General features: G+C 67.3%; 18 protein-coding genes. 7 read left to right on the top strand and 11 right to left on the bottom strand.

The features are described from left to right. Positions 1-69 precede the first annotated feature (69 nt). From rhmD to ABIB28_RS12325, 7 genes are all read left to right on the top strand, one after another. Entirely contained in the window at positions 70-1,263 is a 1,194-nt protein-coding gene (gene rhmD / locus ABIB28_RS12355) for an L-rhamnonate dehydratase (protein ID WP_354288394.1), read from the top strand. Between the two features lie 17 nt (positions 1,264-1,280). After that, a complete protein-coding gene (locus tag ABIB28_RS12350) occupies positions 1,281-2,138 on the top strand; it encodes a 2,4-didehydro-3-deoxy-L-rhamnonate hydrolase (RefSeq protein ID WP_354288392.1) in 858 nt (285 codons plus the stop codon). Further along, complete coding sequence (locus tag ABIB28_RS12345) at positions 2,135-2,884, top strand: SDR family NAD(P)-dependent oxidoreductase (protein WP_354288391.1); 750 nt, start codon at positions 2,135-2,137, stop codon at positions 2,882-2,884. Before ABIB28_RS12350 ends, ABIB28_RS12345 begins: the two co-directional genes overlap by 4 nt. Before the next feature lie 64 nt (positions 2,885-2,948). Next, the gene (locus ABIB28_RS12340) at positions 2,949-3,854 is read left to right on the top strand and encodes an amidohydrolase family protein (protein ID WP_354288390.1); all 906 of its coding nucleotides are present in this window, start codon (positions 2,949-2,951) and stop codon (positions 3,852-3,854) included. Beyond that, positions 3,851-4,915 carry an L-rhamnose/proton symporter RhaT gene (rhaT, locus tag ABIB28_RS12335; RefSeq protein WP_354288389.1) on the top strand — a complete coding sequence of 355 codons (1,065 nt, stop codon included), beginning with the start codon at positions 3,851-3,853 and terminating at the stop codon, positions 4,913-4,915. Before ABIB28_RS12340 ends, rhaT begins: the two co-directional genes overlap by 4 nt. After that, complete coding sequence (locus tag ABIB28_RS12330; protein ID WP_354288388.1) at positions 4,912-5,979, top strand: glycoside hydrolase family 43 protein; 1,068 nt, start codon at positions 4,912-4,914, stop codon at positions 5,977-5,979. The genes rhaT and ABIB28_RS12330 overlap by 4 nt, the downstream gene beginning before the upstream one ends. Continuing rightward, positions 5,973-6,800, top strand: coding sequence for an alpha/beta hydrolase (locus tag ABIB28_RS12325; protein ID WP_354288387.1), 828 nt, complete (start codon positions 5,973-5,975; stop codon positions 6,798-6,800). The genes ABIB28_RS12330 and ABIB28_RS12325 overlap by 7 nt, the downstream gene beginning before the upstream one ends. Positions 6,801-6,976: 176 nt before the next feature. Here ABIB28_RS12325 and ABIB28_RS12320 read toward each other — a convergent pair whose 3' ends face one another. The 11 genes from ABIB28_RS12320 to ABIB28_RS12270 all read right to left on the bottom strand — a co-directional run bounded on the left by ABIB28_RS12320 (position 6,977) and on the right by ABIB28_RS12270 (position 24,257). After that, a complete protein-coding gene (locus ABIB28_RS12320; protein ID WP_354288386.1) occupies positions 6,977-7,945 on the bottom strand; it encodes a glycoside hydrolase family protein in 969 nt (322 codons plus the stop codon). Then, a complete protein-coding gene (locus ABIB28_RS12315; RefSeq protein ID WP_354288385.1) occupies positions 7,942-9,486 on the bottom strand; it encodes an MFS transporter in 1,545 nt (514 codons plus the stop codon). The genes ABIB28_RS12320 and ABIB28_RS12315 overlap by 4 nt, the downstream gene beginning before the upstream one ends. A 5-nt stretch (positions 9,487-9,491) precedes the next feature. Beyond that, a complete protein-coding gene (locus ABIB28_RS12310) occupies positions 9,492-12,005 on the bottom strand; it encodes a glycosyl hydrolase 115 family protein (protein WP_354288384.1) in 2,514 nt (837 codons plus the stop codon). Then, positions 12,005-13,120, bottom strand: coding sequence for a beta-galactosidase BglB (gene bglB, locus ABIB28_RS12305; protein WP_354288383.1), 1,116 nt, complete (start codon positions 13,118-13,120; stop codon positions 12,005-12,007). Before bglB ends, ABIB28_RS12310 begins: the two co-directional genes overlap by 1 nt. Continuing rightward, a complete protein-coding gene (locus ABIB28_RS12300; protein WP_354288382.1) occupies positions 13,121-14,350 on the bottom strand; it encodes a glycosyl hydrolase 53 family protein in 1,230 nt (409 codons plus the stop codon). It lies immediately after the preceding gene. After that, positions 14,347-17,364 (bottom strand): beta-galactosidase, encoded by a 3,018-nt coding sequence (locus tag ABIB28_RS12295; protein ID WP_354288381.1) that lies wholly within the window; start codon positions 17,362-17,364, stop codon positions 14,347-14,349. The genes ABIB28_RS12300 and ABIB28_RS12295 overlap by 4 nt, the downstream gene beginning before the upstream one ends. Then, a complete protein-coding gene (locus ABIB28_RS12290; RefSeq protein WP_354288380.1) occupies positions 17,357-17,671 on the bottom strand; it encodes an L-rhamnose mutarotase in 315 nt (104 codons plus the stop codon). Before ABIB28_RS12290 ends, ABIB28_RS12295 begins: the two co-directional genes overlap by 8 nt. An 86-nt stretch (positions 17,672-17,757) precedes the next feature. After that, positions 17,758-19,263, bottom strand: a complete 1,506-nt coding sequence (locus ABIB28_RS12285) for a rhamnogalacturonidase (RefSeq protein WP_354288379.1) — start codon at positions 19,261-19,263, stop codon at positions 17,758-17,760. Between the two features lies 1 nt (position 19,264). Continuing rightward, positions 19,265-20,026 (bottom strand): L-rhamnose 1-dehydrogenase Lra1, encoded by a 762-nt coding sequence (gene lra1 / locus ABIB28_RS12280; protein ID WP_354288378.1) that lies wholly within the window; start codon positions 20,024-20,026, stop codon positions 19,265-19,267. Positions 20,027-20,055: 29 nt separating this feature from the next. Next, positions 20,056-20,859, bottom strand: a complete 804-nt coding sequence (locus tag ABIB28_RS12275) for an IclR family transcriptional regulator (RefSeq protein WP_354288377.1) — start codon at positions 20,857-20,859, stop codon at positions 20,056-20,058. Between the two features lie 137 nt (positions 20,860-20,996). Then, entirely contained in the window at positions 20,997-24,257 is a 3,261-nt protein-coding gene (locus tag ABIB28_RS12270; protein WP_354288375.1) for a TonB-dependent receptor, read from the bottom strand. Between the last annotated feature and the right edge of the window lie 183 nt (positions 24,258-24,440).

The following is a 24,440-nucleotide window of genomic DNA, read 5'->3' as shown; positions in this document are numbered from 1 at the left end:
TGCCCCGGAACGTCTGCTTAGTGAAGGACCGCTTCGCATCCGTGAAGCGATGATGAGGAGCAGAGACACGTGGCGATCGTCCAGTTGCCCAAGATCAAGCATGTCCGCGCATTCACCGTGCGCGGCGGCGGGGCCGACTATCACGACCAAGGCGCCGGCCATTGGATCGACGACCATATCGCCACGCCGATGAGCCGCTATCCCGAATATCGCCAGAGCCGGCAGAGCTTCGGGATCAACGTGCTGGGCACGCTGGTGGTCGAGATCGAGGCTGAGGACGGCACGATCGGTTTCGCGGTCACCACGGGTGGCGAGCCCGCGGCGTTCATCGTCGAGAAGCATCTCGCGCGCTTCCTCGAGGGCCGCAGCCCGACCGAATATGAGAAGATCTGGGATCAGATGTACTTCTCGACGCAATATTACGGCCGCAAGGGCCTGGTGGTGAATGCCATTTCGGGCGTCGATCTCGCTTTGTGGGATCTGCTCGGCAAGCTGCGGCAGGAGCCGGTCTATCATTTGCTCGGCGGTGCGGTGCGCGACGAGTTGCAATTCTACGCGACCGGCGCGCGGCCCGATGTCGCCAAGGAGCTCGGCTTCATCGGCGGCAAGATGCCGCTGCACCACGGCCCGGCCGAGGGGCTCGAAGGCTTCCACAAGAACATCGCCGAGCTGGCCGAAATGCGCGAGCGCGTCGGGCCCGATTTCTGGCTGATGTGGGATTGCTGGATGGCGCTCGACCTCGATTACGCGACGCGCCTCGCGATCGCGGCGCATGAGCACGGCCTCAAATGGATCGAGGAGGCGATCAGCCCCGACGATTATTGGGGCTATCAGCAGCTCAAGCGCAACGTGCCCAAGGGCATGCTGGTCACCACCGGGGAGCATGAGGCGACCCGCTGGGGCTTCCGCATGCTGCTCGAGATGGAGTGCTGCGACATCATCCAGCCCGACGTCGGCTGGTGCGGCGGCGTGACCGAATTGCTCAAGATCTCGGCGCTCGCCGATGCCGCGGGCAAGATGGTCGTGCCGCACGGATCGTCGGTCTACAGCTATCACTTCGTGATCACGCGCCACAATTCGCCCTTCGCCGAGTTCCTGATGATGCATCCGGGGCCGACCGAAGTGGTGCCGATGTTCCACCCGCAGCTGATCGGCGAGCCGGTGCCCGAGAATGGCCGGCTCAAGGCTAGCGCGCTCGATGCGCCGGGCTTTGGCGTCGAGCTCAATCGCGATATCGCGATGCACCGTCCCTACACACACTGATAACGAAAGACCGTCTCATGAAGCTCTGCCGCTATGGCCAGCCCGGCCAGGAAAAGCCCGGTATCGTCGACGCCGACGGTACGCTCCGCGACCTCTCGGGCGTCATCGCCGACCTGACGATCGCAACGCTGCCGCAGGCGCTCGCCGCCGATGTCGCGTCGTTGCCGGTGGTCGAGGGAACGCCGCGCTACGGCGTGCCGATCGCCGGGATCAGCAAGATCGTCGCGATCGGGCTCAACTATCGCGACCATGCGATCGAGTCCGGCTTGCCGATCCCGACCGAGCCGGTGATGTTCGCCAAGGCGCTGTCGAGCCTCAGTGGCCCCAACGACGATGTCGTGCTGCCCAAGGGCTCGACCCACACCGACTGGGAAGTCGAGCTCGGCGTGATCATCGGCAAGACCTGCCGCTATATTGCGAAGGAAGACGCGCTCGACGCGATCGCGGGCTTCACGCTCGTCAACGACGTGTCCGAACGTTTCAATCAGAAGGAGCGCGGCAGCCAATGGTCGAAGGGCAAGGGCCACGACACCTTCTGCCCGACCGGCCCGTGGCTGGTGACGCCCGATGAAGTCGGCAACGCGCAGGATCTCGACATGACGCTCGACGTGAACGGCGTGCGGATGCAGACCGGCAACACCAAGACGATGATCTTCGATCTCGCCGAGCTGATCTCCTATGCCAGCGAATATGTCACGCTGATGCCGGGCGACCTGGTCATCACCGGCACGCCGCCGGGCGTGGGCGAGGGCAAGAAGCCCGACAAGATCTTCTTGAAGGCCGGCGACGTGATGGCGCTGTCGATCGCCAAGCTCGGCACGCAGACGCAGACCGTCGTCGAGTGGCGCCACCTCGGCGAAGGCAAACTCGCATGAGCGTCTACGAAGGACGTTTCGCAGGGCGCTGCGCGGTCATCACCGGCGGCGCTTCGGGACTCGGCAAGGATGTCGCCCGGCGGATCATCGCCGAGGGTGGCAAGGCAGTGCTGTGGGATCGCAACGCTGCGGCGCTGGCCGCGACCAAGGACGAGATCGGCGCGACGCATGTCGTCGCGCTCGACGTGTCGGATGCCGATGCGGTCGCTGCTGCCGCTAAGGAAAGTGCCGAGGTTCTGGGCAAGATCGACGTGCTGATCTGCTCGGCCGGGATCACCGGGGCGACCGTCCCGGTGCACGAATTCCCGATCGACAGCTGGCTGCAGGTGGTCAACGTCAACCTCAACGGGCTGTTCTACTGCAACCGCGCGGTCGTGCCGTATCTGCTCGAGAATGGCTATGGCCGGATCGTCAACGTCTCGTCGGTGGCGGGCAAGGAAGGCAATCCCAACGCCAGCGCGTATTCGGCGACCAAGGCGGCGGTGATCGGCCTGACCAAGAGCCTCGGCAAGGAACTGGCGGGCAAGGGCGTGATCGCCAACGCGATCACCCCGGCGACCTTCGAGAGCCCGATCCTCGAGCAGCTGCCGCCGAGCCAGGTCGAATATATGCGCTCGAAGATCCCGATGGGGCGCCTGGGCGAAATCCACGAATCGACCGCGATGGTGTGCTTCGCGGCGTCGGAGGAGTGTAGCTTCACCACGGCGGCGACCTTCGACACGTCGGGCGGTCGCACGACTTTCTGATCGCCCATATGGCCGCGACCGTCCGAAAGACGACGGCGCGGCCTTGCTCAGCCGGAGAGGCTTCGTGACCATCCCGTTCGTCGATGCGCACATCCATTTGTGGGAGCTCGGCCGGATCCGCTATCCGTGGCTGACGCCGCCGTTTGCGGAGGACGGGCCCAACGGCTCGGTCGAAGCGATCGCCAAGGACTACACGCTCGCCGACTACCTTGCCGACATGGCGCGGTGGAATGTCGTCGGCGCGGTGCATATCGACGCCGGGGCGGATGCGGCGCAGGCGCTCGACGAGACCGAATGGCTCGAAGGCGTCGCCAACACGGGCGGCTTGCCGAGCGCGATCGTCGCGTTCACGCAGCTGGACGATCCCGAGGTCGAAGCGTTGCTCGCGCAGCAGGCGGCGCACCCGCGCGTTCGCGGCATCCGCCACATCGTCAACTGGCACGCCGATCCGCTGCGCAGCTACACGCCGCGCGACGTGACGCAGGACGCGCAGTGGGGGGCGGGTTTTGCGTTGCTCGCGAAGTACGGCCTGTCGTTCGACCTGCAATGCTATCCCGCGCAGATGGCCGGGCTCGCCCCGCTGATTGCGCGGCATCCCGACGTGCCGGTGGTCATCAACCATCTCGGGATGCCGGTGATCGGCGACCCTGACGGCATCGCCCAGTGGCGCGCCGGGCTCGAAACGCTCGCCGCGCTGCCGCATGTCGCGATCAAGCTGTCGGGGCTCGGCTTCATCGATCGCGCCTGGACGCTCGCCCGCGTGCGGCCGTTCCTGCTCGCGGCGATCGACCTGTTCGGCACCGAGCGGTGCCTGTTCGCCAGCGATACCCCGACCGACACGCTCTTCGCGCCGATCGAGCGCACGATGGCGGCATTCCACGCGATCGCCGCCGACTTCAGCGACGACGAGCAACGCGACCTGTTCGCGCGCAACGCCAACCGCCTCTATCGCCTGGGATTAGATTTATGAACCCGCTGCTCGGCGTCCTCTACCACTGGCTTGGCGGCCTCGCCTCGGCGAGCTTCTACGTGCCCTATCGCGGGGTGAAGCGCTGGTCGTGGGAGATTTACTGGCTGACCGGCGGGGTCTTCTCCTGGCTGTTCGCGCCGTGGTTCTTCGCCAGCCTCCAGACCAACGATCTGCTCGGCGTACTCCACGGCGCGACGCCGACGGCATTCTGGTGGCCGATTGTCTTCGGCGTGCTGTGGGGGTTCGGCGGGCTCGGCTACGGGCTGGTAATGCGCTATCTCGGGCTGTCGCTCGGCATGGCGGTGGTGCTGGGGTTGTGCACCGTGTTCGGCACGCTGATCCCGCCGTTGTTCGCGGGGGAATTCCACGCGAAGCTGCTCGCCAACGCCTCGGGCCGGATCGTGCTGCTCGGTATCGCGCTGACGCTGCTCGGCATCATCGTCGTGGCGATCGCGGGTGCGAAAAAGGATGCGCTGCTGACCCCCGAACAGAAGGCGGCGGTGGTCGCCGAGTTCGATTTCAACAAGGGCATCCTCGTCGCGATCTTCGCGGGCATCATGTCGGCCTGCTTCGCCTTCGGCCTCGCTGCGGGCGAGCCGATCAAGGCGCTGTCGGCTGCGGCGGGGACGGGGCCGCTATGGACCGGGCTGCCGGTGCTGTGCCTGGTGATGTTCGGCGGGCTGATCACCAACGGAGCATGGTGCGCGTTCCTCATCACCAAGAACCGCAGCGCGCCCGAATGGCGCGGCGTCACCAAGGCCGATGTCGGCCGGCCGCCGTTGCTGCGCAACTATCTGCTCAGCGCGCTGGCGGGAGTGACCTGGTACTTCCAATTCTTCTTCTACACGATGGGCGAGAGCCAGATGGGCCGGCTGGGCTTCTCGAGCTGGACGCTGCACATGGCGAGCATCATCATCTTCGGCACGCTGTGGGGCTTCGCCTTTCGCGAGTGGAAGGAAGCCGGCGCGCGGATCAAGGCGACCGTGTGGGGCGGGGTCGGCCTGTTGCTGATCGCCACCGTGGTGATCGGCTATGGCAACAGCATCGCGGTCGCGCCATGAAGTGGCTGTTCGCCGCTGCCGCGTTGCTCGGATTGACGGGGGCGGCCCCCGCCGCACCGCAGGGCGACGCGCCGCTCGTGCTGACCGCGATGCACCTGCACGATCCGTGGATCGTCGCCGACGCCGCAAGCAAGACCTATTACCTGTTTACCCGCAACGAGGCGGCGATGAGCGGCGACCAGCGGCTCGGCACGATGGTCTATGCCAGCCGCGACCTGAAGCATTGGAGCAAGCCCAAGCTCGCCTTCGTCCTGCCCGCCGGGCTGTGGGCCAAGGCCGGCAGCTGGGCGCCCGAAGTACATCGCTGGCGCGGCAAATGGTATCTGTTCACAACCTTCCACAACCCCGACCTGCCGCTCGGCAAGAACGGCACGCGGGCGACCTATCGGCGCGGTACGGTGCTGGCGGTCGCTGACAGAGTCGACGGGCCCTACCGCTTGGTGCGCGGCGGCGAGCCGATCGTCGATGGCAGCCTGATGACGCTCGACGGTTCGCTCTACGTCGATCCGAAGGGCAAGCCGTGGCTCGTCTATGCGCATGAATGGTGGCAGACGACGGTCGGCACGATGGAAGCGCTGCCGCTCACCGACGATCTCGCCGCTGCCGGCTCGCCGCAAACCTTGTTCAAGGCGAACGACGCGCCGTGGGCGGTCGGCCAGAAGCAGTCGAACGGCGACGTCATCTATGTCACCGACGGCCCCGAACTCTATCGATCGAAGACCGGCACGCTGCTGATGCTGTGGTCGAGCTATGGCCAGAAGGGCTATGTCGAGGCGCAGGCGCGCTCGACCTCGGGCACGATCGCCGGGCCGTGGGAGCAGCTCGGGCCGCTGGTGCAGCGCGACAGCGGGCACGGCATGCTGTTCCGCACCTTCGACGGCAGGCTGATGATGATCCTGCATCGGCCGTTCAATTATGCGCTCGGCAAGCTGTACGAGATGCGCGACGATGGCGACCGGCTGTCGGTGGTGCGCGAGGCGGTCGAGCTCGACGGCGAGGCCTATCCGACGCATCCGTGCGTCGCTGGCCACTCGTCGTTCGACGGGGCGCATCCGGGATGCTGATGCTCGGTGCCGATCAAGTGCGTACGCTCGATGGCGCGGCGGTGCGCGCCGATGCGGTGACGTTCGATCCCGCCTTCGCCGATCCGGCGCAAGCGGTGGTGACCGCCGTGGCGCAGCCGGTGCTGCTGAGCTTCGTACCTGCGCAGCCCAATGGTCGCGCGATGCTGGTGCTCGGCGGCGGCGGCTATGTCCAGCTGATGGCGGGGCGCGAGGGCGTCCAGGTGGCGCGCTGGCTCAATACGCTCGGCTATCACGCGCATGTCCTGATCCACCGCTTCCCCGACGCGGCGAACGGGCCTGTCGCGGCGCTTGCCGATGCATTGGCGGCGATGCGGCTGCTGCGCGAGGATATCAGCGCGCTCGGTGTCGTCGGGCTGTCCTCGGGCGGGCATCTCGCTGCGTGCCTCGCGGCGGCGGTGCCGGAAGAATGGGGCGTGGATCGCGACGCGACGACGCGGCCCGATGTGCTGGTGATCGGCTATGCGCCGATCTCGACCAATGCCGCAGGCCGCACGATCGTCGCCGACAAGCCGCCGCTGCCCCCGGTCGAGAAGCAGGCGATGTACGATCGGCTCCAGCCCGACGCGCAACTGCTGCAAGACCCGCCGCCCGCGTTCATCGTCTATTCGGGCAACGATCCGGTCGTCCCGGTCGAGAATGCGCGGCGGCTGCACGCCGCTTGGGAGCAAGCCGGCGGTGCAGCGGAGTGCCACATCTTCGCCGATGCCCCGCACGGCTTCGCGCTCGATACGCAGGGCCTGCCGGTGTCGGTGTGGCCGCAACTGTGCGCGGCGTGGTTGCGGCAGGTCGGATTTCTCTAGGTCACATTCGAATTGGCGTGATCCGCCAACGCCGTTCGGGCTGAGCTTGTCGAAGCCCTGCTCTCCGCGTGAGGGCTGGCTCGTTGTGGAGAGGTGCCCTTCGCCCGGCTCAGGGCGAACGGGCGGGGGGGCGTTCGGGAAAGCGCCAAGCGTACTCGACCCTTTAGCGCCCGCGTTCAGCGGGTCAGGAAACGCACATAGACCGGCGCGTTGCGATCGACCGTGAGGATGCCGTCGACCTCGTTCAGCTCGGCGATCTGGAGCACGCTGCGACGGTGCCACTCGGGATCATGCGCGGCCGGCGGTTCGCCCGACTGGTGGACGAAATAGACGAGATACGCACGCTCGCCCGCCACTATCACATCCGGATGCTGCCCCTTGGCGCGGTCGGTTGCGGCGGTGCCGGGGGCGGCGAGCAGATAGTCGCTCTGGCGGGTCCAATGCTCGCCATCGGCCGAGCGCATCACCAACAGCCCCTTCCACGCATCGGACACCAGCCACCAGCGCCCGCGCCAGCGGAACGCCTTGGGCGCTTCGCCGGGCGTGTCGGTGAGCCGGTCCCTGACCGTCCAATGCACCAGATCACGGCTGTCGGCGGTGCGGATCGCCTTGTTCATCCGCTCGTCGTTGAAGAACAGCCTGTAGCCACCGCGCGGCAACGCGACGACGCTCGCATCGATCACCCGGTCCGAGCCCAGCGCGACGCGCTCGCCGCAGCGCCAGCGCTTGAGGTCGGAGCTGGTCAGGTGGACGAGGAAGCGCGGCGCGTTCCAGTCGCGATAGATGCCGGGGACGACGGTCACCCACATGTGCCATTGCCCCGCGAACCGCTCGACATCGGGTGCCCACAGCGTCGCGCCGGTGCACGCGACCGGGATCGCCGCGGTGCCGCCGTAGCGCCACTGCGCGCCGTCCTTCGAGCGGGCGATACCGATCGCTGTGCCGTGGACCCAGCGGACGTCCTTGGCATCCTCCATCGGCAGGTCGGCGCGGCGGTTGGTGTAGAACATCACCCATTCGCGCGTCGTCGGATCGTAGACCGTCGAAGGGTCGGCCGCGCCGTCATGCACGGGATCGCGGAACAGCGGCTTGGGCGCCAGCACCGCGGCCTGGGCGAGCAAGGCCGCGGCGACTAGCGCGATCACTTGTGCGCGTCCGCCACCGGATTGTTGCCCCACAGCCGGTCATACGACCAGCCCGACAGATCCTCGACCACCGCGGCATGCTCGGGATCGGACGGCGTGCGCGCGCCGCTGCGCAGATGCTCGATCTCCTCGAGCAGGATCGCATGCGTGCGCGGATCGAGCCGGAAGCGCGTCGACACGAACATGCCGAACAGCAGCATCGCGATCGTGCCCGCGCCCATCACCCCGACGATGCCGACCAGCGCGCCGGCGCTTTGCGTCTTCGCGCCCGAGACGAAGCCCGATGCCTGCATCACCTGGCCGACGAGGATGATCGCGGCGGCCTGGCTCATCTTGCGCACGAAGGTCATCACGCCCGCGAACGCACCCTCGCGACGCCGCCCGGTGACGATCTCGTCGACATCGGCCATGTAATTGTAGGTTGCCCACGGGATATAGTTGAGCGCGCCGCGGCCGAGCCCGGCGAACAGCACCGGCACCCAGAACAGCATCGCGGTCGCGGTATAGCCCGCAGCGTACATCGCGAGGAACAGGATCACGCCGATGCCGAAGCTGATCGCCGCCATCCGGTACGCGGCGGCGGGGGAGAGCTTCAGCGCGAAGTTGATCGCCAGGATCACCGCGACGAACTGGACGATATAGGTCACGCCGACGAGGTTGGCGACGATCGCCGCCGAGCCGGCCAGCGCGAAGATCACGAAATAGGTGAAGGCCGCGTTGTAGATGTCCTGGCTGATATAGCCGCCGAGATACATGCCGAGATGCAGCCGGAAGGCGCGGATCCGGAGCGTCGAGAACAAATTGCGATAGAGCGCCTTGAACGCCGCGCCGAGCGTCGGCTTGGCGCGCGCATCCTCCTCGGCATCGAGCCCGGGCGGGCGCTGCCGCTCCCAGCTGAACGCATAGAGCAGCCCCGCCGCGCCCATGAACAGGCCCGAGAAGATGATCCCCATGTAGAGATAGGTGTCGGGCGAGCCCTCGCCGAGATATTGGATCAGCGCCTTGGGCAGGAACGCCGCGCCGATCGCCGAGAGCTGGCCGAGCAGGATGCGCGCACCGGCGAACTTCGCCTTGGTCTTGTAATCGGTCGCCATTTCGCTGGCGAGCGTCTCGTACGGGATGATCTCCATCGCATAGACCATCTCGAACAGCACGTAGGTGACGAGGTAGTACCAGAAGCCTTGCCCCGCGACCCACATGATCGCGAACGACGGCAGCAGCGGGATCGCGGCGAGAATGAAGAAGCGCCGCCGCCCGAACTTGCGCCCAAGCCACGAGCGGCCAAGGCTGTCCGAGAGGTGGCCGATCAGCGGGCTGGTGAAGGCATCGAGCACGCGCGCGATGCCGAAGATCGCGGTCGCCTGCAGCGCCGACAGCCCGCAGAAGGTGGTGTAGAAGAACAGGATCCAGGTGCTGATCACCGCCATCGAACCCGCGCCGAGCACGTCATTCGAGCCATAGGCGAGCAGCGTGTACCAACGCACCGGGCGCGTCGGCGCGATCGGGTTGGCGGGCGCGGCGGCGATAGGGTCGGTGGCCATGGCGGTCAGTCCTTTGCGCCGGCGGGCGGCAAGCTGGCGGGAAGCGGATCGAAACGGAAGCGATCGAGGATCAGCGCGGGATCGGCGAGTCCGACGGTGAAGCGATGGCGGCCGGCCGCGAGCGCGGTCGGCAGCGCAAGCTCGAGCCGATTGTCGAGTACCGCGCGCGCCCAGGCGGCATCGCCGGTGACGCGCGGTGCGGCAAGTGTGACGGGCGCGGCGTCGTCGAGCGCGAGCGTCAGGCGCAGCGGATCGCCATCGTGCGTGGCGTAGCTCGGCAGCAGTTCGGCGACGAGGTGCCAGCGGCCGGGCGGCAGGTTGATCGTATAGGACAGCTGCGCCGGCAGTGCCGCGCCGACCGCGGCCCCGTTGCGGCCGAGCCCGTCGATCACGCGCCAACCGGTGCGCGCGCCCTCGGCGGCTTCGGCTTCCACGACGGGTGCGGTGGCGGCAGGGGGAGCTTGCGGTCGGGCTACCGTCTCCGCCGGGAGGAGGGCAGCGGCGGGCAGGATCGGCGGGGTCGACCGATAGCGCCGCCATTGGCCATCGGCCGGCTCCATCGCGAGCATCCCGCGCCATTTGCCGCCGGCGATCGTCTCATTGTAGCGGCGCGTCAGTCGCGTGAGCTCGGCATCGGCGGCGCGTGCGCGTGCGCGGGCGCCGGCTTGCGCCGCGTCTGCCGGATCGCTGTCGTGGAGGCGATCATAGGCTTCGGCATCGAACAGCCGGACATTGGCGAGCGCGGCGGCGGTGACGGGATAGTCGACCAGCTCGAAGAACGCATCCCGGCGGTCGGCGGCGACGCGCGGTGCGAGCGCGCGGACGCGGGCGGCGAGCGTGTCGAACGCGGCGAGGCGGGTGGCGATCTCGGGCGGCGAAAGCGGGCTGGGGCGCGACAGCTCGCCCGGCAGCCACCATTGCAGATGCTCGGGCCGCCGCGCGAAATTGAGGCGGTGATGCTCGGCGAGGATCGTCGTGGTGTCCGCCGCGACATCGCCGCCGAGCGTGCCGGCCGCCCACTCGCGCACGACGGCGTCGATCGGTTGCGCGCGCGTCGCCGGCACGTCCCACGCCAGTTGCAGGAAATAGTCGGTGGCAAGCTCGCCCGGCTTGAGATCGCCGACGTTGGCGACCCACATCTGCCGCGCGCCGGCATCCCAGGCGCGGCCCAGTTCCTCGCGGATCAGCGCGGGCGGGGTGGTCGACAGCCACAGATACGACAGCGGCGCGCCGAGATAGGAGAGGTGGTAATAGACGCCCGATCCGCCGGGCCGCTGGCGCTCGGCGGCGTCGGGGAGGTGGCGGATATAGCCGAAATTATCGTCGGGCCACAGCAGCGTGACGTCGCGCGGCACCTTCAGCCCGCTGCGATAGACGTCGAGCACTTCCTTATACGGGGTGAACACCTGCGGCGCGGTCTTGGGCAACATCGCGCGTTGGTCGGCGAAGATGCGCTCGAGCAGCGTCCGGCGACCGGCATCGTCGCTCGGGCCGACCATCCCGCTGTCGTGGATGCCGCGCATGCCGAGCGTCCAGACGCTTTCGTAGCGCGCGTTGGTCGCCACACGCTCGCGCCAGTAGCGCGCGACACCGGCAGCGTTGGTGGCGTAATTGAAGCGCTCCGTCGGCGCGGTCCATTCGCCGACATTGTTGCGCAGCATCGGCTCGGCATGGCTCGAGCCCATCACGATCGCATAGCGATCGGCGAGCGCTGCGTTGCCGGGGTCGGCGTTGAACGGGCGCGTCACCTTGTGCATCGCCGGCCAGACGAGGTTGGCCTTGAGCCGCAGCATCAGTTCGAACAGCTTGGCGTAGGTCTTTGGGCCGATCGTGCCCGCCGCGGGCTCGAAGGTGCGGGCCGCCCAGGGTTGCAGCCCCCAATCCTCGTCGTTGAGGAAAACGCCGCGATACTTGACCGAGGGCGGACCGAAGCGCGCGACGCCCACGGGCGCGCGCAGCAGCGCGTGATGTTCGGGCGTGACGTCCGCCCACCAATGCCACGGCGACACGCCGATCGCGCGCGACAGTTCGTAGGCGCCAAACGCGGTGCCGCGGCGGTCGCTGCCGACGATCACCAGCGCCGAGGCGACGCCGGGGGCGGGGCGATCGACCGTGGCGATCACGAAGCTCTCCCACGCGCCGCGCAACTTGCGGACGTCGAGCAGGCCGCGCCGCGCGAGGCCGTCGATCGCGGCGCTGCGACCGAGCGTGCCGAGCCAGATCTGCGTACCGTTGCCGGTTGCCGTGCCCGACACGCGGGCAAGATCAGCCGAGAGGTCGGCGGCGGCGATCCGCACCACCGCATGGTCGCGCGCGTCGGTCATCACGCGCGCGACGCCGCGCGCATCCGCCAGCACGACGCCCGGCCCGGCATCGAACGCGACCAGCGGCGTCTCCGCCACCGCCGGCCGAGCTACGCCGCCGAGTGCCAGAAGGAGCGCGAGCGCGCCGGCCGGGCGGCGCCAGACGGCCCAACGCGACGCTATGCGGTGGAAGCCGGGAAGCGCCGCCTGCTGCATTAGATGTAGGTACGCAGGAACTCGCCGAGCGCGATCATCGCAAGGCTCTGCCCATAGGGCATCGAGGTGAGCGCGATGTCCTTGTAGAATTGCTGCGTGTCGCCCATCGCCGTGCCGAACGACACCTGCTTGAGCTCGCCCGCCGCGTCGATATTGGCGAGCACGCCCTGCACCGCCTTGATGCCGACCGCCTCATAGTGCCGCGGCAGATAGCCCTTCCGCACACCCTTGAGGATGCCGTAGGCAAACCCAGCCGTCGCCGACGCCTCGAGATAGCTGGTCGGATCGACGATCAGCGTGTGCCACAGCCCCGTCGCGGGATCCTGCGTTTCGGCGAGTGTCTTCACTTGTGCCGCGAGCGTGTCGATCAGGAAGGTGCGCAGCGCGTCGCCCTGCGGCAGATCGAGGATCTCGATGATCTCGGGGATCGCGATCGTCACCCAGCAATTGCCGCGCGCCCACAGCGCCTCGGCGAAATTGTGCCGGCCGTTGAAGTCCCAGCCGTGGAACCACAGCCCGGTCTTCTTGTCGAACAGGTATTTGATGTGGACGAGGAACTGCCGCTTGGCTTCCTCGACATAATGCGGGCGCCCGAGCAGCAGGCCGATCTTGGCGAGCGGCAGCACCGACATCATCAGCGTGTCGTCCCACATCTCGCCGGGATTCTCGTCATTGTAGACGATGTGCTGGAAGCCGCCTTCCTCGGTCTTGGGCAGGCCGTCGGGTGCCATCAGCCACTCGGCCCAGGTGTCGAGATAGGGGATGTAGCGCGGGTCGCGCTCGAGCTCGTACAAATAGGCGAGCGTGATGAACGGCGCCATCGTGTTGATGTTCTTGGTCGGCGTGCCCTCGACGAAGCGATCCTCGAACCATTGCTTGATGATCGCGAGTGCCGTGCTGTCGCCGGTCTGCTCGTAATAGCGCCACATCCCGAACAGGCCGACGCCGTGGGTCCATTCCCAGCCGGCCCAGCCCTTGGTGTCGATGATGCGCCCGTCTTCGAGATGGAGCAGGAACTCGCCGGTCTCGTCCGTGATGTTGACGAGATTGTCCATCAGTCGGGCGATCGCGGCGGTCACGTCTGCACGCGGCACGTCGTGGGTAAGGGCGGCCAATTAACTTCTCCTGGTAGGAAGGCGCACGGGCTTCAGACCGTAATCGTGCGCCATGGTGCGATAGAGGGTGCGGAACTGGGGATCGATGTCGTACCGGCCCTGATGGCCGTCGGGCGGCGTCTGGGTCGGCACGCCGGGCGCGGCGCCGGGGGCTTCCGCGGCGTTGATGCCTTGGCTGAGCAGATCGGGGCGGGCGCCTTCGCCGGCGGGCTTGCCGTCGTGGCGGAAGATCGCTTCCTGGTGGCGCGTCGGCTCCCAGATGTAACTGCCCCAGCCGTGCGGTTCGGCATGGACGAGATCGTTGAGATAGCGTTTGCGCGCGGAATATTCCAACGCGAGGAAGCCGAGATCGGGATAGGCCTTGGCGAATTCGGCAAACGTATGCTGCCAGTCGCCCTGCGCCGCCTGCTGGTAGCAGGAGAAGCCGATGGCATCGGGGCGGACGCCGCGCTGGAGCAGGGTATCCGTCCAATATTGCGTGATCGGCCAATGGCGGCCGAGATGGTTGTGCAGCACCACCTTGGCGCGCGGCGCCGCAGCGCGCGCGCCGGCGATCCCCGCCTTGAGCAGCGCGGCGAACTGGTCATAGCCGCCGGCGCCGGCAGCATTGAGATGCACGCCGTCGGTCTGCGGGTTGCCGGTCGGAATGGTCAGCGGCACGCGGCCGTCGGGCCAGAGCATGCCGAAGGTGGTCTCGTTGCCGATCACCACCATGTCGGGCGCGGCCCCGCCGCGGACGAGCGCGGCGATCGTGTCGGCGGTATAGCCACCGACGCGCTCGACCAGCCGGGGAAACGGCAGGTCGGCCCAGGCGGCGGGTTTCGTCTGCTTCTGCGGATCGGCCCAGTCGTCCGAATAGTGCAGCGTCAGCGAGAAATGGAAGCCGGCGGCCTTGATGCGACGGCCGAACGCCAGCGTCTGCTGCAGGTCGCACCACGGACCGCCGGGCTTGCGCTTGCTATAGCCGTTGGCGGGGTCGACGAAGATGCGCAGCTTGACCGCATTGAACCCGGCGTCGGCGAGGATCGCGAGCGGATCGCGTTGCCGGCCATCCTGCCAATAGGTCGCGCCGACTGCCTCGTCCTCGGGGATCCACGAGACATCGGCGCCGATCAGATACGGCCACGGCCGCGCCGCCCCGGCAGCGAAGGCCGGGCGCGCCATCGCCGCGAGCGCGGCGGCGCCGGCGATGCCGCCGAAGCCACGACGGGTGACAAGCGCGTCGCTCATTGCAGCTGGTCCGGCCGGCTGGGCGCGGCGACCATCTGGACGGGCACGCCGCCCTTCACGCTGCGCAGCGTGACGAGCTTGACCTGTTCGAGCGCATTGCCCGCCGCGCCATCCGACGTGACGGCGAGCGCGATCGTGTTGGCGCCGTGATGGTTGAGGATACCCTCGGGGATCGGGAAGACGCGCTGCGGGCCGACATGCGCGATGAACTGGCCCATGTTCCAGCCGTTTACGAACAGCAGCGCACGATAGCGCGCGACCGAGCGCGGCGTGGTGGTGTCGCCGAACGTGACCGCGACGGTGGTGTCCTGCGCCTTGGGCACAGCGAGCGTGAAGCGCGTGCGATACCAGGTGGTGCCGGCGGTCGTCGTGGCGGCGGGCAGCGTCGCCGTGGTCCAGCGCGCGTCGTCGAAGCCGGGCAGATGCCAGCCCATCCGCTCGCCATATTGGCCGCCATTGTTGGCGGCGCCGCGCGCGGGATCGGGGAGATCCTCGCCGCCTTGCTTGCCCTGGATCTTCCACGCGATCGGCACGGCGAAGCTGCGTCCGCCCGGTGCCTCGAGCGAGGCCGAGACGAGGCCGCGCGCTTCCTTATGGAAATCGTCGGAGTCGAGATCCCAATTGTGCCCGTTGTTGCGGACCATGATCGCCAGCACATGCGCGCCGGGCGTCTGCGCGGCGGCGGGGAGGTCGAAGCGTGGCGCGGCGGTGGTGATCGGGCGCGGCAGGCCACCGGGGAGCTCGTCCTGGCCGACCAGTTTCCCGTCGAGGAACACCTGCACCATGCCAGCGCCGCCGCCGCCGTAGAACAAGGCCAGCTGCCTGGCGTCGGGCGTGCCGGTGAAGCGGCCGCGATACCAGACATCGCCGTCGTGGAAGCCGTAAGCGTCCATCACCAGCGTCGGCTCGCCGTCGGGCTTGGCGGTGGTCGTCGCCGACCCGCGTCGGTCGATCGCCTGCCACCCGCTGTCGTCGAAATCGGGGCGCGCCTCGGCCGTCCCTTCGGCGACGCGCCAGTTGGTGAGGACGGGGAGGGTGACCGGGGCCGGGCCGGCGAGCGGGCGGAGCGCGCGACGGCTGCCGATCGCACTGGTCTCGAGCGGCACCGCGACGCCGTTCCAGCGCACCGAGGTGAGCCGCGCGGGTGTCCACAGTTCGAGCGGCGTGGCCTCCTTCGTGTCGCCGGTCAGCGCGAGCGTCGCGCCGGTCGCATCGGCGCGGCGAACCAGCGCGGGCCCACGGACGAGCACCGGGCCGGCGGCGGTGTCGCGGCGCCAATAGCGCACGCCCTCGGCCTCGTCGGCGAGCAGCAGCGTCAACGGCGGTCGGCCACCACCGGTGATCCGCACGACGCTGCGCCCAGCGAGCGTGTAGGTCAGCTTGAGATCGCCCTTGGCGGCATCGAACGCGCTGGTGGCCGCGCCCTCGAGCACCTCCACCTTGGGCGCCGACGCGTAGCGCAGCACGGTCTCGTTCGCTTCGCCCGCGCGGCCGTAGAGCAGCAGCAGGTCGCGGCCATCGGCGGTCAGTGTCGCCTGCAATTCGGAAGTCGAGTAAACGAGCCGCTGGCCGCCGAGCGTCACCCCCGCAAGCAGCCACTTGGCGTCGAAGCCGTTGAGCCGCATCGGAAAGCTGTACGCGCCGTCGGGCAGGGTCGCGGCGACGGTGAAGCTGTCGTCGCTCTGGCCGTTCGACGGCTTGTGCGTGACCATCAGGAAGCGCGCGTCGCTCTGCGGGTTGCGGTCGTGATAGACTTGCACATTGGGCGACGACACCGTCACCGCGCCGGCCGGGACCATGCCCGCAAGATCGGGCACCGCGGCGATCATCCCGCCGAGCTGCTTCATCTCCCCGGCCTTTTCGCGCAGCTCGCGCGCCTCCGAAATCGCCGAGCCGTAATCGTAGCTGGTGAACACGACCGGCGCTGGCAGCCAGCCCCAGCTGGTGCCGCCATAGCCCATGTAGAAGCTCTGGATGTCGATGCCGTTGGCGAGGTTTGTGCCGTAGAACACGCGCTGGAAGCGCTTGCCGCGCTGGATCGCGTTGCAGTCATAGCCGCCGTTCGACCCCCAATAATCGAACCAGCCGCCGCCGAATTCGGCGAGGAAGGCGGGGGTGTCGGGCGAGGCGGACGCGCCGCCCTTGGCGCCGCCCGGGCCGTAATAGCCCCAATCGGGCGCCGCCGAACCGCGCGTCGGCTTGCCCGCGACGGTGCAGGTGCCGCCGGGATAGCCGTCGAACGCGTAGAGATCGTTGGGCCCGTGGACGACGTTCTCGACCTTGGACGACTCCGGCACCCAATAGCCGTTGCGACCCTGGTCGTTGTGGAACAGCGGCACGGTGATGCCATCGGCGCGCGCCTTGACGGCGAGATGATCCATGTACCGGCGCTGTGCCGGGGTGGTCAGCGCGAGCTCGTTCTCGATCTGGTGGAGGATGACGGTGCCGCTATGGCCCTTGCCGTCGCCGTTGATCTGGTGCCGCGCGACGATCGCGTTGATCCGCGTCAGCCATTCATCGGCCGCGGCGAGATAGGCGGGATCGTCGGTGCGGGCGCGCGCCTTCTGGTTGACCAGCCAGCCGGGGAAGCCGCCGCGCGACAGTTCGGCGTTCACATACGGCCCGGCGCGGGTGATGACGTAGAGCCCTTCCTCGGCCGCCATGTCGAGCACGCGATCCATGTCGCGGATGCCGCTGAAATCGTACACGCCCTGCTTGGGCGAGTGATAGCCCCAGTCGAAATAGAGCGCGACGGTGTTGAACCCGCTCGCCTTCATCTTCTGCAGCACGTCGCGCCACAGATCGGGCGAGGGCAGGCGGAAGGGGTGGAATTCGCTCGACCAGATGATGCGGCGCTGGCCGTCGATCATCAGCGAGCGCGCGTCGTAGCTGACGCGGCCAAAGGTCTTGACCGGGGCTTGCAGGTTCTGCGTCGGGCGCGCGACCTGCGCGCCGGCAGGGGCGGCAAGCGCGATGGCGAGCGCGACGATCGAGCGCGCGGGGCGCTTACGCATGGTGGAAGATCAGCGGCAGTGCCCATTCCTTGGGCCGGTTGTCGGGCTCGACCTCCATCAGCGGCGCCATGTAATCCCACCAGCGCTTCATCACCGGATGCTCGGGCAGCGTATCGCGCGTGCTGTCCGCACGGACGCGCAGCACGGCGAACAGGCTCAGCGTCTGCTCGTCGAGGAAGATCGAATAATCGTAGATGCCGCTCTCGGTCAGCAGCGCGGAGAGCTCGGGCCAGATCTCGTCATGGCGCTTGCGATATTCGTCGAGAACGCCGGGTTTCAGCTGCATCTTGAACGCATGGATCGACACAGCCTTCTCCCTCTCCGGCCATTATATGGCACCGATTTGTATTATTTGGTACCGTCGAATGCGGGGAAGGTCAAACCCAAAGCGCGTCAGAGCTGGGTATTGTGCACGCTCAAACGGTCGACATGATCGGCGAGAAAGCGCGGCCGGGCGTCGGGCGTGGCAGTCTCCAGCCCCATGCCGTCGATCGTGATGTCGCGCGCATGGCGCAGCCACAGGCCCCAGGCGGGCAAGGTCCCGAACATGCTCGGTTCGGGATACGCGGAGGCGTGTTCCTCCGGGCGGCGCGCGGCGTCCGCGGGGGTGCCGCCGCCGCGATAGGTGAGCGCGATGTTGCGCAGCGTGACATGCTCGATCGGATGGTCGGGCAAGCCGGCGAGCGCGGCCGGGTAGCGATGGTCGATCCCGGTCGCGGTGACGTCCTCGATCGTCACGTCGCGTATCGCGCCGATGCCGGTGCCGGCAGGCCCGCGCCGCCGATCGCCGAGCCGCAGGAACAGCGGCGCGGTGGTGACGTCTGTCATCGTCAGGCGGCGCGCGACGACCTGCTCCATCACCCCGCCATCGACCGTCTCGAGCGCGAGGCCGCGGCAATGCGTGAAGCTGCAATCCTCGATCCGCACGTTGCGATAGCCGCCATTGCTCTCGGTCCCGAGCTTGATCCGCCCGGTCACGCGGTCGCGGTCTGGTGCGAGTTCTTGTGTCGTACGGCGCGTACCATCGAGCAGCGTGCCGAGATCGAAGCCCGAGACGGCGCAGTGGCGGATGACGATGTTCTCCGCCGCCACGGCGTGGCCGAGCGCATAGCTGCTCTTGACCACGATCGCGTCGTCATTGGGGGTGTTGACGCGGCAGCGCTCGACCACGACGTCGCGCACGCAATCCAAGTCGATGCCGTCGCGATCGGTGTCGATCGTCAGGTCGCGGATCGCCAGTTGGCGCGTGCCGGTGGCGAGGATCGCGAAATGCCCGCACTGGCGCATCGTGAAGCCCGACAGCACGATGTCGCGACCGTTCTTGAGCGCGATCGCCTTGTTGCCCTGGCCGTTCATCGCCGCGGTGGCGGGTTCGAGCTGGTCGATCTGGCGCTGGCTCATGCCCTGCATCGACAGCGGGCGCTCGCCGGTCTGCGCCTTCCAGCGCGCGCCGGGGCCGTTTCGGGTAAGCCCGGCGCCGTCGATCAGCCCGGGACCGGCGATCGCCACTTCGACGACATCGTCGCCCCACATAAGGCTGTTGTGCCAGTGGCTATGGCCGAAATCCTGGTAGAGCTGTTCGACCCCGGACTCGGGCAGGTCATAGCTGCCGGAATGCCGTGCAGGATCCGCCGCCTCGATGATCGCGCCCTTCGCGAGCTGGAGCGTGACCTTGCTCTTCAGCCGGATCGAGAAGCAGAGATAGCGCCCCGGCGGGACGATCACGGTTCCGCCGCCCGCCGCCGCGGCGATCGCCGCGTTGAAGGCAGCGGTGTCGAGCGTCCGCCCGTCGCCGCGCGCGCCGAAGCGCCGCACGTCGAATAGGCGCGCGGCATGCGCCGGGAAGGGGAGCGCGGCCGCCATCAGCCCCAGGGCTAGGTCGCGCCGCGTCCAGTTCATCTCACTGCAGGTTCACATAGGCGCCGCCGTCGACCAGCAGCGAGGCGCCGGTGACATATTGGGCGAGGTCGGACGCGAGGAACACCGTCGGCCCGACGAGATCGTCGGGCTGGCCGAGCCGGCCGAGCGGGATACGGCTTTCCATGTATTCGCGCTTCTTGGTGTCGGCGAGGTCGTCCTTGTTGATGTCGGTGAGGATCGTGCCGGGGAAGAGCGAGTTGCAGCGGATCTTGTGCTTGCCGAGCGCGATCGCGACCGACTGCATCAGCGAGTGGAGCCCCGCCTTGGTCGGCGTGTAATGCGTCTGATACTCGCCGCCGACCAGCGCCGAGATCGACGACATCGCGATGATCGAGCCGCCATCGCCTTGCTTGACCATCTGGTTGGCGGCGGCCTGGACCATGAAATAGGCGCCGTGCAGATTGACCTGCATCGTCCGCTCGAAGGTCTCGACCGGCATGTCGAGAAAGGCGTGGAACGGGCAGATGCCGGCATTGTTGACGAACACGTCGACCCGCCCGAGCGCGGCGACCGCCTTGGTGACGAAGTCGGTCGCGGTCTTGGGATCGGCGACATCTCCCTGGATCGCCACGCCCTTGCGGCCGAGCGCCTCGATTTCGGCGACGGCGCTTTCGGCACCTGCCACGTCGCGCGCGAAGTTGAGCGCGACGTCGGCGCCGTGCCGCGCACAGCCGATCGCCACTGCGCGGCCAATGCCGGCCGATGCACCGGTGACGAGCACCGTCTTGCCTGCGAGTAACATGCTGGTCTCCTGGGAATACGAAGGAAGGGTCAGGCGTCGGCGGGGTCGAAGCCGAGTTCGCGGCTGATCGCCGCCGCGACAGCGCAGACGTCGTCGGTCAGCGTCGTCATGCGGTCGTCGCTCATATATTGCGCGGCGCTCGACACGCTGATCGCGCCGACGATACGCTTGCCGGCATCGCGGATCGGCGCGGCGACACAGCGCACTTGATCCTCATTCTCCTCGAGATCGAACGCGCGACCGCGGCTGGCATAGCCCGACATGCGCTCGAACCACAAAGCGGGGTCGACATGCGGTGCGCCGTCGGCCTGGTCGGCGGCGAAACGCTCGCGCCAGTAAGCGGGCGTGTGATCGATGATCAGCGCCTTGCCGAGGCCGGTCGAGGTCAGCCGCTGGCGATCGCCGATCCGGCTCGAGATGGTGATGCGCCGGCGTCCGGGCACCTTGTCGAGATACAGCGCCGAGTCACCATCGAGGATGCCGAGATGGACCGTATCCTCGGTCGCGGCGGAAAGATCCTCGAGATACGGCCGCGCGACCTGGACGAGATCGGCCTGCGCTTGCGCCAGCGTACCAAGCAGCAGCAGTTTCGGCCCGAGCCGATAGCCTGCGCGCGGCGTAAAGGCGAGGTAGCCACGATCGACCAGCGCCGACAGCAAGCGGTGCGTTGTGCTCTTGGTGAGGTCGAGCTTGACCGCGAGTTCGCTCAGCGTGAGCACTTCGTGGCTCACCGCTTCGATCAGGTCGAGCCCGCGCATCAGCGTCTGGCTGCCGGCGCCGACGGCTGGCCCTGCGGTTTCGGGCATTTCGGTGTCGATGATGGGGGCGTTCATGTCCATCCCTTAGAATGTCGCGCCGTATGTTGGCAATCGACCAGCCAGTGTCGGTCCAGCGCCCCCGGGAAAAACCGGCTGGCCATCCGTTAGGATAGCCAGCCGCAGGGGGGGAGGGAAGGTGCTTGGCGCAAGCGCTAGAACTTGAGCTGAAGGCCGGCGAACAGCCGCTGGCCAGCGTAATAGGCTTCCGACGTGCCGATCCCCTTCACGAAGGAGCGCGAGTACGCCTTGTTGATGTTCTGCATCTCGACGAACAGGCTGGTGTGATATTTCGGGAAGCGCAGCGTGATCTTCCCGTCGAGATAGCCTTCGCCCTGGCGGTAGATCGGCAAATTGCCGTTGTTCGAATCCGCCGCTGTCACCAGCCAGTCGGAGCGATAATTGTAGCTCAGCCGCGCATTGAGGAAGCCCTTGTCGTAGAAAATGCTGGCGTTGTAGGTCCACTTCGACAGGCCGGGATATTCGAGCAGCGGCTGACCGGTCGCCGAGTTGGTCAGGTTGGTGCGGATCGCCCGCGCGAAGGTGACGTTGGCCGACGCGCCGAAGCCATCGAACGGCTTTGGCAAGAAGGTGAATGCGGTCTGCGCGCTGCCTTCGATGCCGTCGAGCAAGGCGCCGAACCCGTTGATGGGCTGGCGCACGGTATAGAGGACGCCGTCCTTGAACAGATCGACGCCCGAGCGGGTGACGTTCGGCACGACGAAGCTGCTCTCATACTTCTTGTAATAGCCGACGCTGACGAGCGTATCCCGGTTCGGATACCAGGCCATGTTGAGCTCCCACTGATCGGCGCGGTACGGCACCAGATCGGGATTGCCCGCGGTGCAGGTGTCATCGGCTGCGGCGACGGTGGCGTCATCGGTGCAGGTGATCGTCGCGACCAGATCGGTCGGCTTGGGGCGCGCGAGGTTCTTCGCCCAGTTCGCCCGCAGCACCAGGTTCGGCGTGAATTCGAGCGCCGCGTTGAACGCAGGCAGCACGTCGCCATAGCTGTTCTTGAGCGTCGATTGCTGCGCCTTGAGCACCACCGTCTCGACCGCACCGGTCGGCGTGAAGCGCGTCACGCGGCTGATGTTGACGCCGGTGCCGTCGTCGCGCGTGTAGGTATAGCGCACGCCGGCGTTCCCGGTCAGCCGCATGCCGAACACGCGCGTTTCGAAATTGCCCTTGAGATAGCCCGCGGCGATCTTCTCGTTGATCGTGTAGGACGGGATCTGCGGCAGGCCATTGGCGGCAAGCGTCAGGTCCTGGTCGAACCCCGACAGATCGTAATATTTGGAAATCTCGCCGGCATTGAAGTTGGCAAAGGCGATCCGGTCGGGAATGCCGCCGGGTGCGCCGCGCAGCCCGGTGAACAGCGGCGCGCCGCCGCTTGTGACGCCGAGCGCGTTGATGAGCGACGCGTATTCGGCCTGTGTCAGCTGGTTGGTGTAGGTGCCGTTGCCCGTCTTCGTCGTGCGCGCGGTGACCGCCGAGACGATGTTGGTCGAATAGGAGACGTTCGCGGTGTCCTGATAGACTTGCGGCGTCACACCGACCGCGGTCAGCAGGCGCGAGCCGCCGCCATTGTACGACACATAGTCCTGGTCGCGATATTGGCCGCCATATTCGATGGTCTTGAGCGGCCCGAAATCGACCTCCCAATCGACGTCGAGCTTGGCCTGCTTCTCGCTGTTCGAGGTCTGCGTCGGACGATACTGCACCGTCGGCCCTGATTGCGCGACGTTACCGGGACGCGTGAGATCGGTGTAGATGCCCGGGTCGGCCGGATTGACGCTGCTCGGATAGGTGAAGACCGGGATGCCGAGCGCGTTCGACGTATCGACGTTCACGCCGGAGATGCCGGTGTTGATCGAGATCAGATTGGTTTCGCCGACCGTCTTGGCCTTGGCATAGGACACCATGCCCTTGACCTTGAAGCGATCGAGATTCCAGTCGAAGCCGCCCTGGAAATATTGCGACTTCTGGTCGTACTGGAAATCGCGCCGCTGCACGCCGAGGATATTGCTCGAGCCGCTGGTGACCGTGCTGCTGACCGCGACCGAATTGAGCGCGGTGGTGTAGCCCGTTACGACATGGTCGGGATTGATCGTCGCGGTGCCGAGCTTGACCTGCTGGGTTGAGCTGGTGCCGAGCACCGGGTCGAGCTGGTAGCGTTGGACGCGGCCCATATCGAGCGAGTAATTGGTGTCGAACAGCCGCTGGTCGCGGTTGTTGATCTGCGCTTCGGCATAAGCGCGGAAATTGTGCGCGAGCTCATATTGCACCGTGAAGTCGCCCGACAGGCGCTTGTCGCGGCGGACGAGGTTGCGATAGCGCGGCACGGTCGGCGCCCAGTCGAAGAACTGGTTTTCGCACGCCGCACGCCGCGTCGCGAAGGTCTGGGTCGAGGTGGTGCCGACGTTGCCGCAGCTCGCATAGGTCGGAAAGGCCGCATAGGCGGCGTTAGCGACCGTCGGCTTGTCCGAATGGTCGAAGTCCGCAAGGCGGTTATAGTTGGTGTTGCTGGCGTAATCCTGCCGCGTCGACTTGTCGTCATAGGTGACGTTGAGCAGGACGCCGAGACCATCCATCAGGAACCGCGGCGTGCCGAGCACGAGCGTGCCACGCGGACGCCAGTCCTGCGTTGTCTCGAGATGCTGCGCCGACACGACGACGCTGCCGAGCGCCTTCTTCAGTTCAAGTGGCTTGCGCGTTTCGACCAGCACGGTGCCGCCAAGACCGCCTTCGGTCAAATCGGCGGCATAGCCCTTGAAGACGTCGATCGACTTGACGAGTTCGGTCGCGAGCTCGCGGAAATCGCCGGCGCGGCTGCCGCCGGCCGAGACCTGGCTGACGCCGTTGATCTCGACGCGGTTGAGATCGGGCTCGACGCCGCGGATCGACACCTGCGTCCCTTCGCCGAAATCGCGGCTGAGCTGGACGCCGGTGATACGCGACAGCGAGTCGCCGACATTCTTGTCGGGGAAGCTGGCAATGTCGTCGGCGACGATCGAGTCGACGATCGTGCCGGCGTTGCGCTTGCGGTTGATCGCCGACTGCAACGAAGCGCGGGTGCCGACGACGACGATGTCCTGCGCGGTCGCGACGTCGGGGCTGGTGCGTCCGGCGTTCTGCGGCTCGTCCTGCGCGGATTGCGTCTCGGCCGGCGGCGAAACGTCACCCGAAGCGCGGTCGCGCGTGGCCGGCTCGACCGTGGCGGAGGAGGGCGCGATGGTCTGGTCGTTCTGCGGCGCGGTCTGTGGCTGCGGCTGGACCGCGGGATTGGACGGCGTGGCCTGCGGCTGAGCGGTCTGTGCTTGGGCGATCGCGGGCAGGACGCAGCCAAGCGTCAATGCGAGGACCGAGGTCGTGCGGAAAAGCTGCCGACGCGGTGCCGAACGAATAATGGTCATGAAATTCCTCCCCCTGGGGCGTCCTGGCTTTTCGAACCATTCGGACGTCCTGCTATGATCTGATGCTGCTTCAGCTATGCCGCGCGCTGTCGTGACGGCGCGGATCGAACCGGCGTTCATGCATGCGTTGGCCGTTTCACGTCATCCCCCCTCGTAGTGCAGCGCGGTTCGTGCCAGCGCCAT

The organism is Sphingomonas sp. UYEF23 (assembly GCF_040546165.1).
In the GTDB taxonomy this organism is placed as follows: domain Bacteria; phylum Pseudomonadota; class Alphaproteobacteria; order Sphingomonadales; family Sphingomonadaceae; genus Sphingomonas; species Sphingomonas glacialis.
The sequence above is the reverse complement of the archived record's forward strand: the minus strand, read 5'-3'. Positions and strand labels throughout refer to the sequence as shown.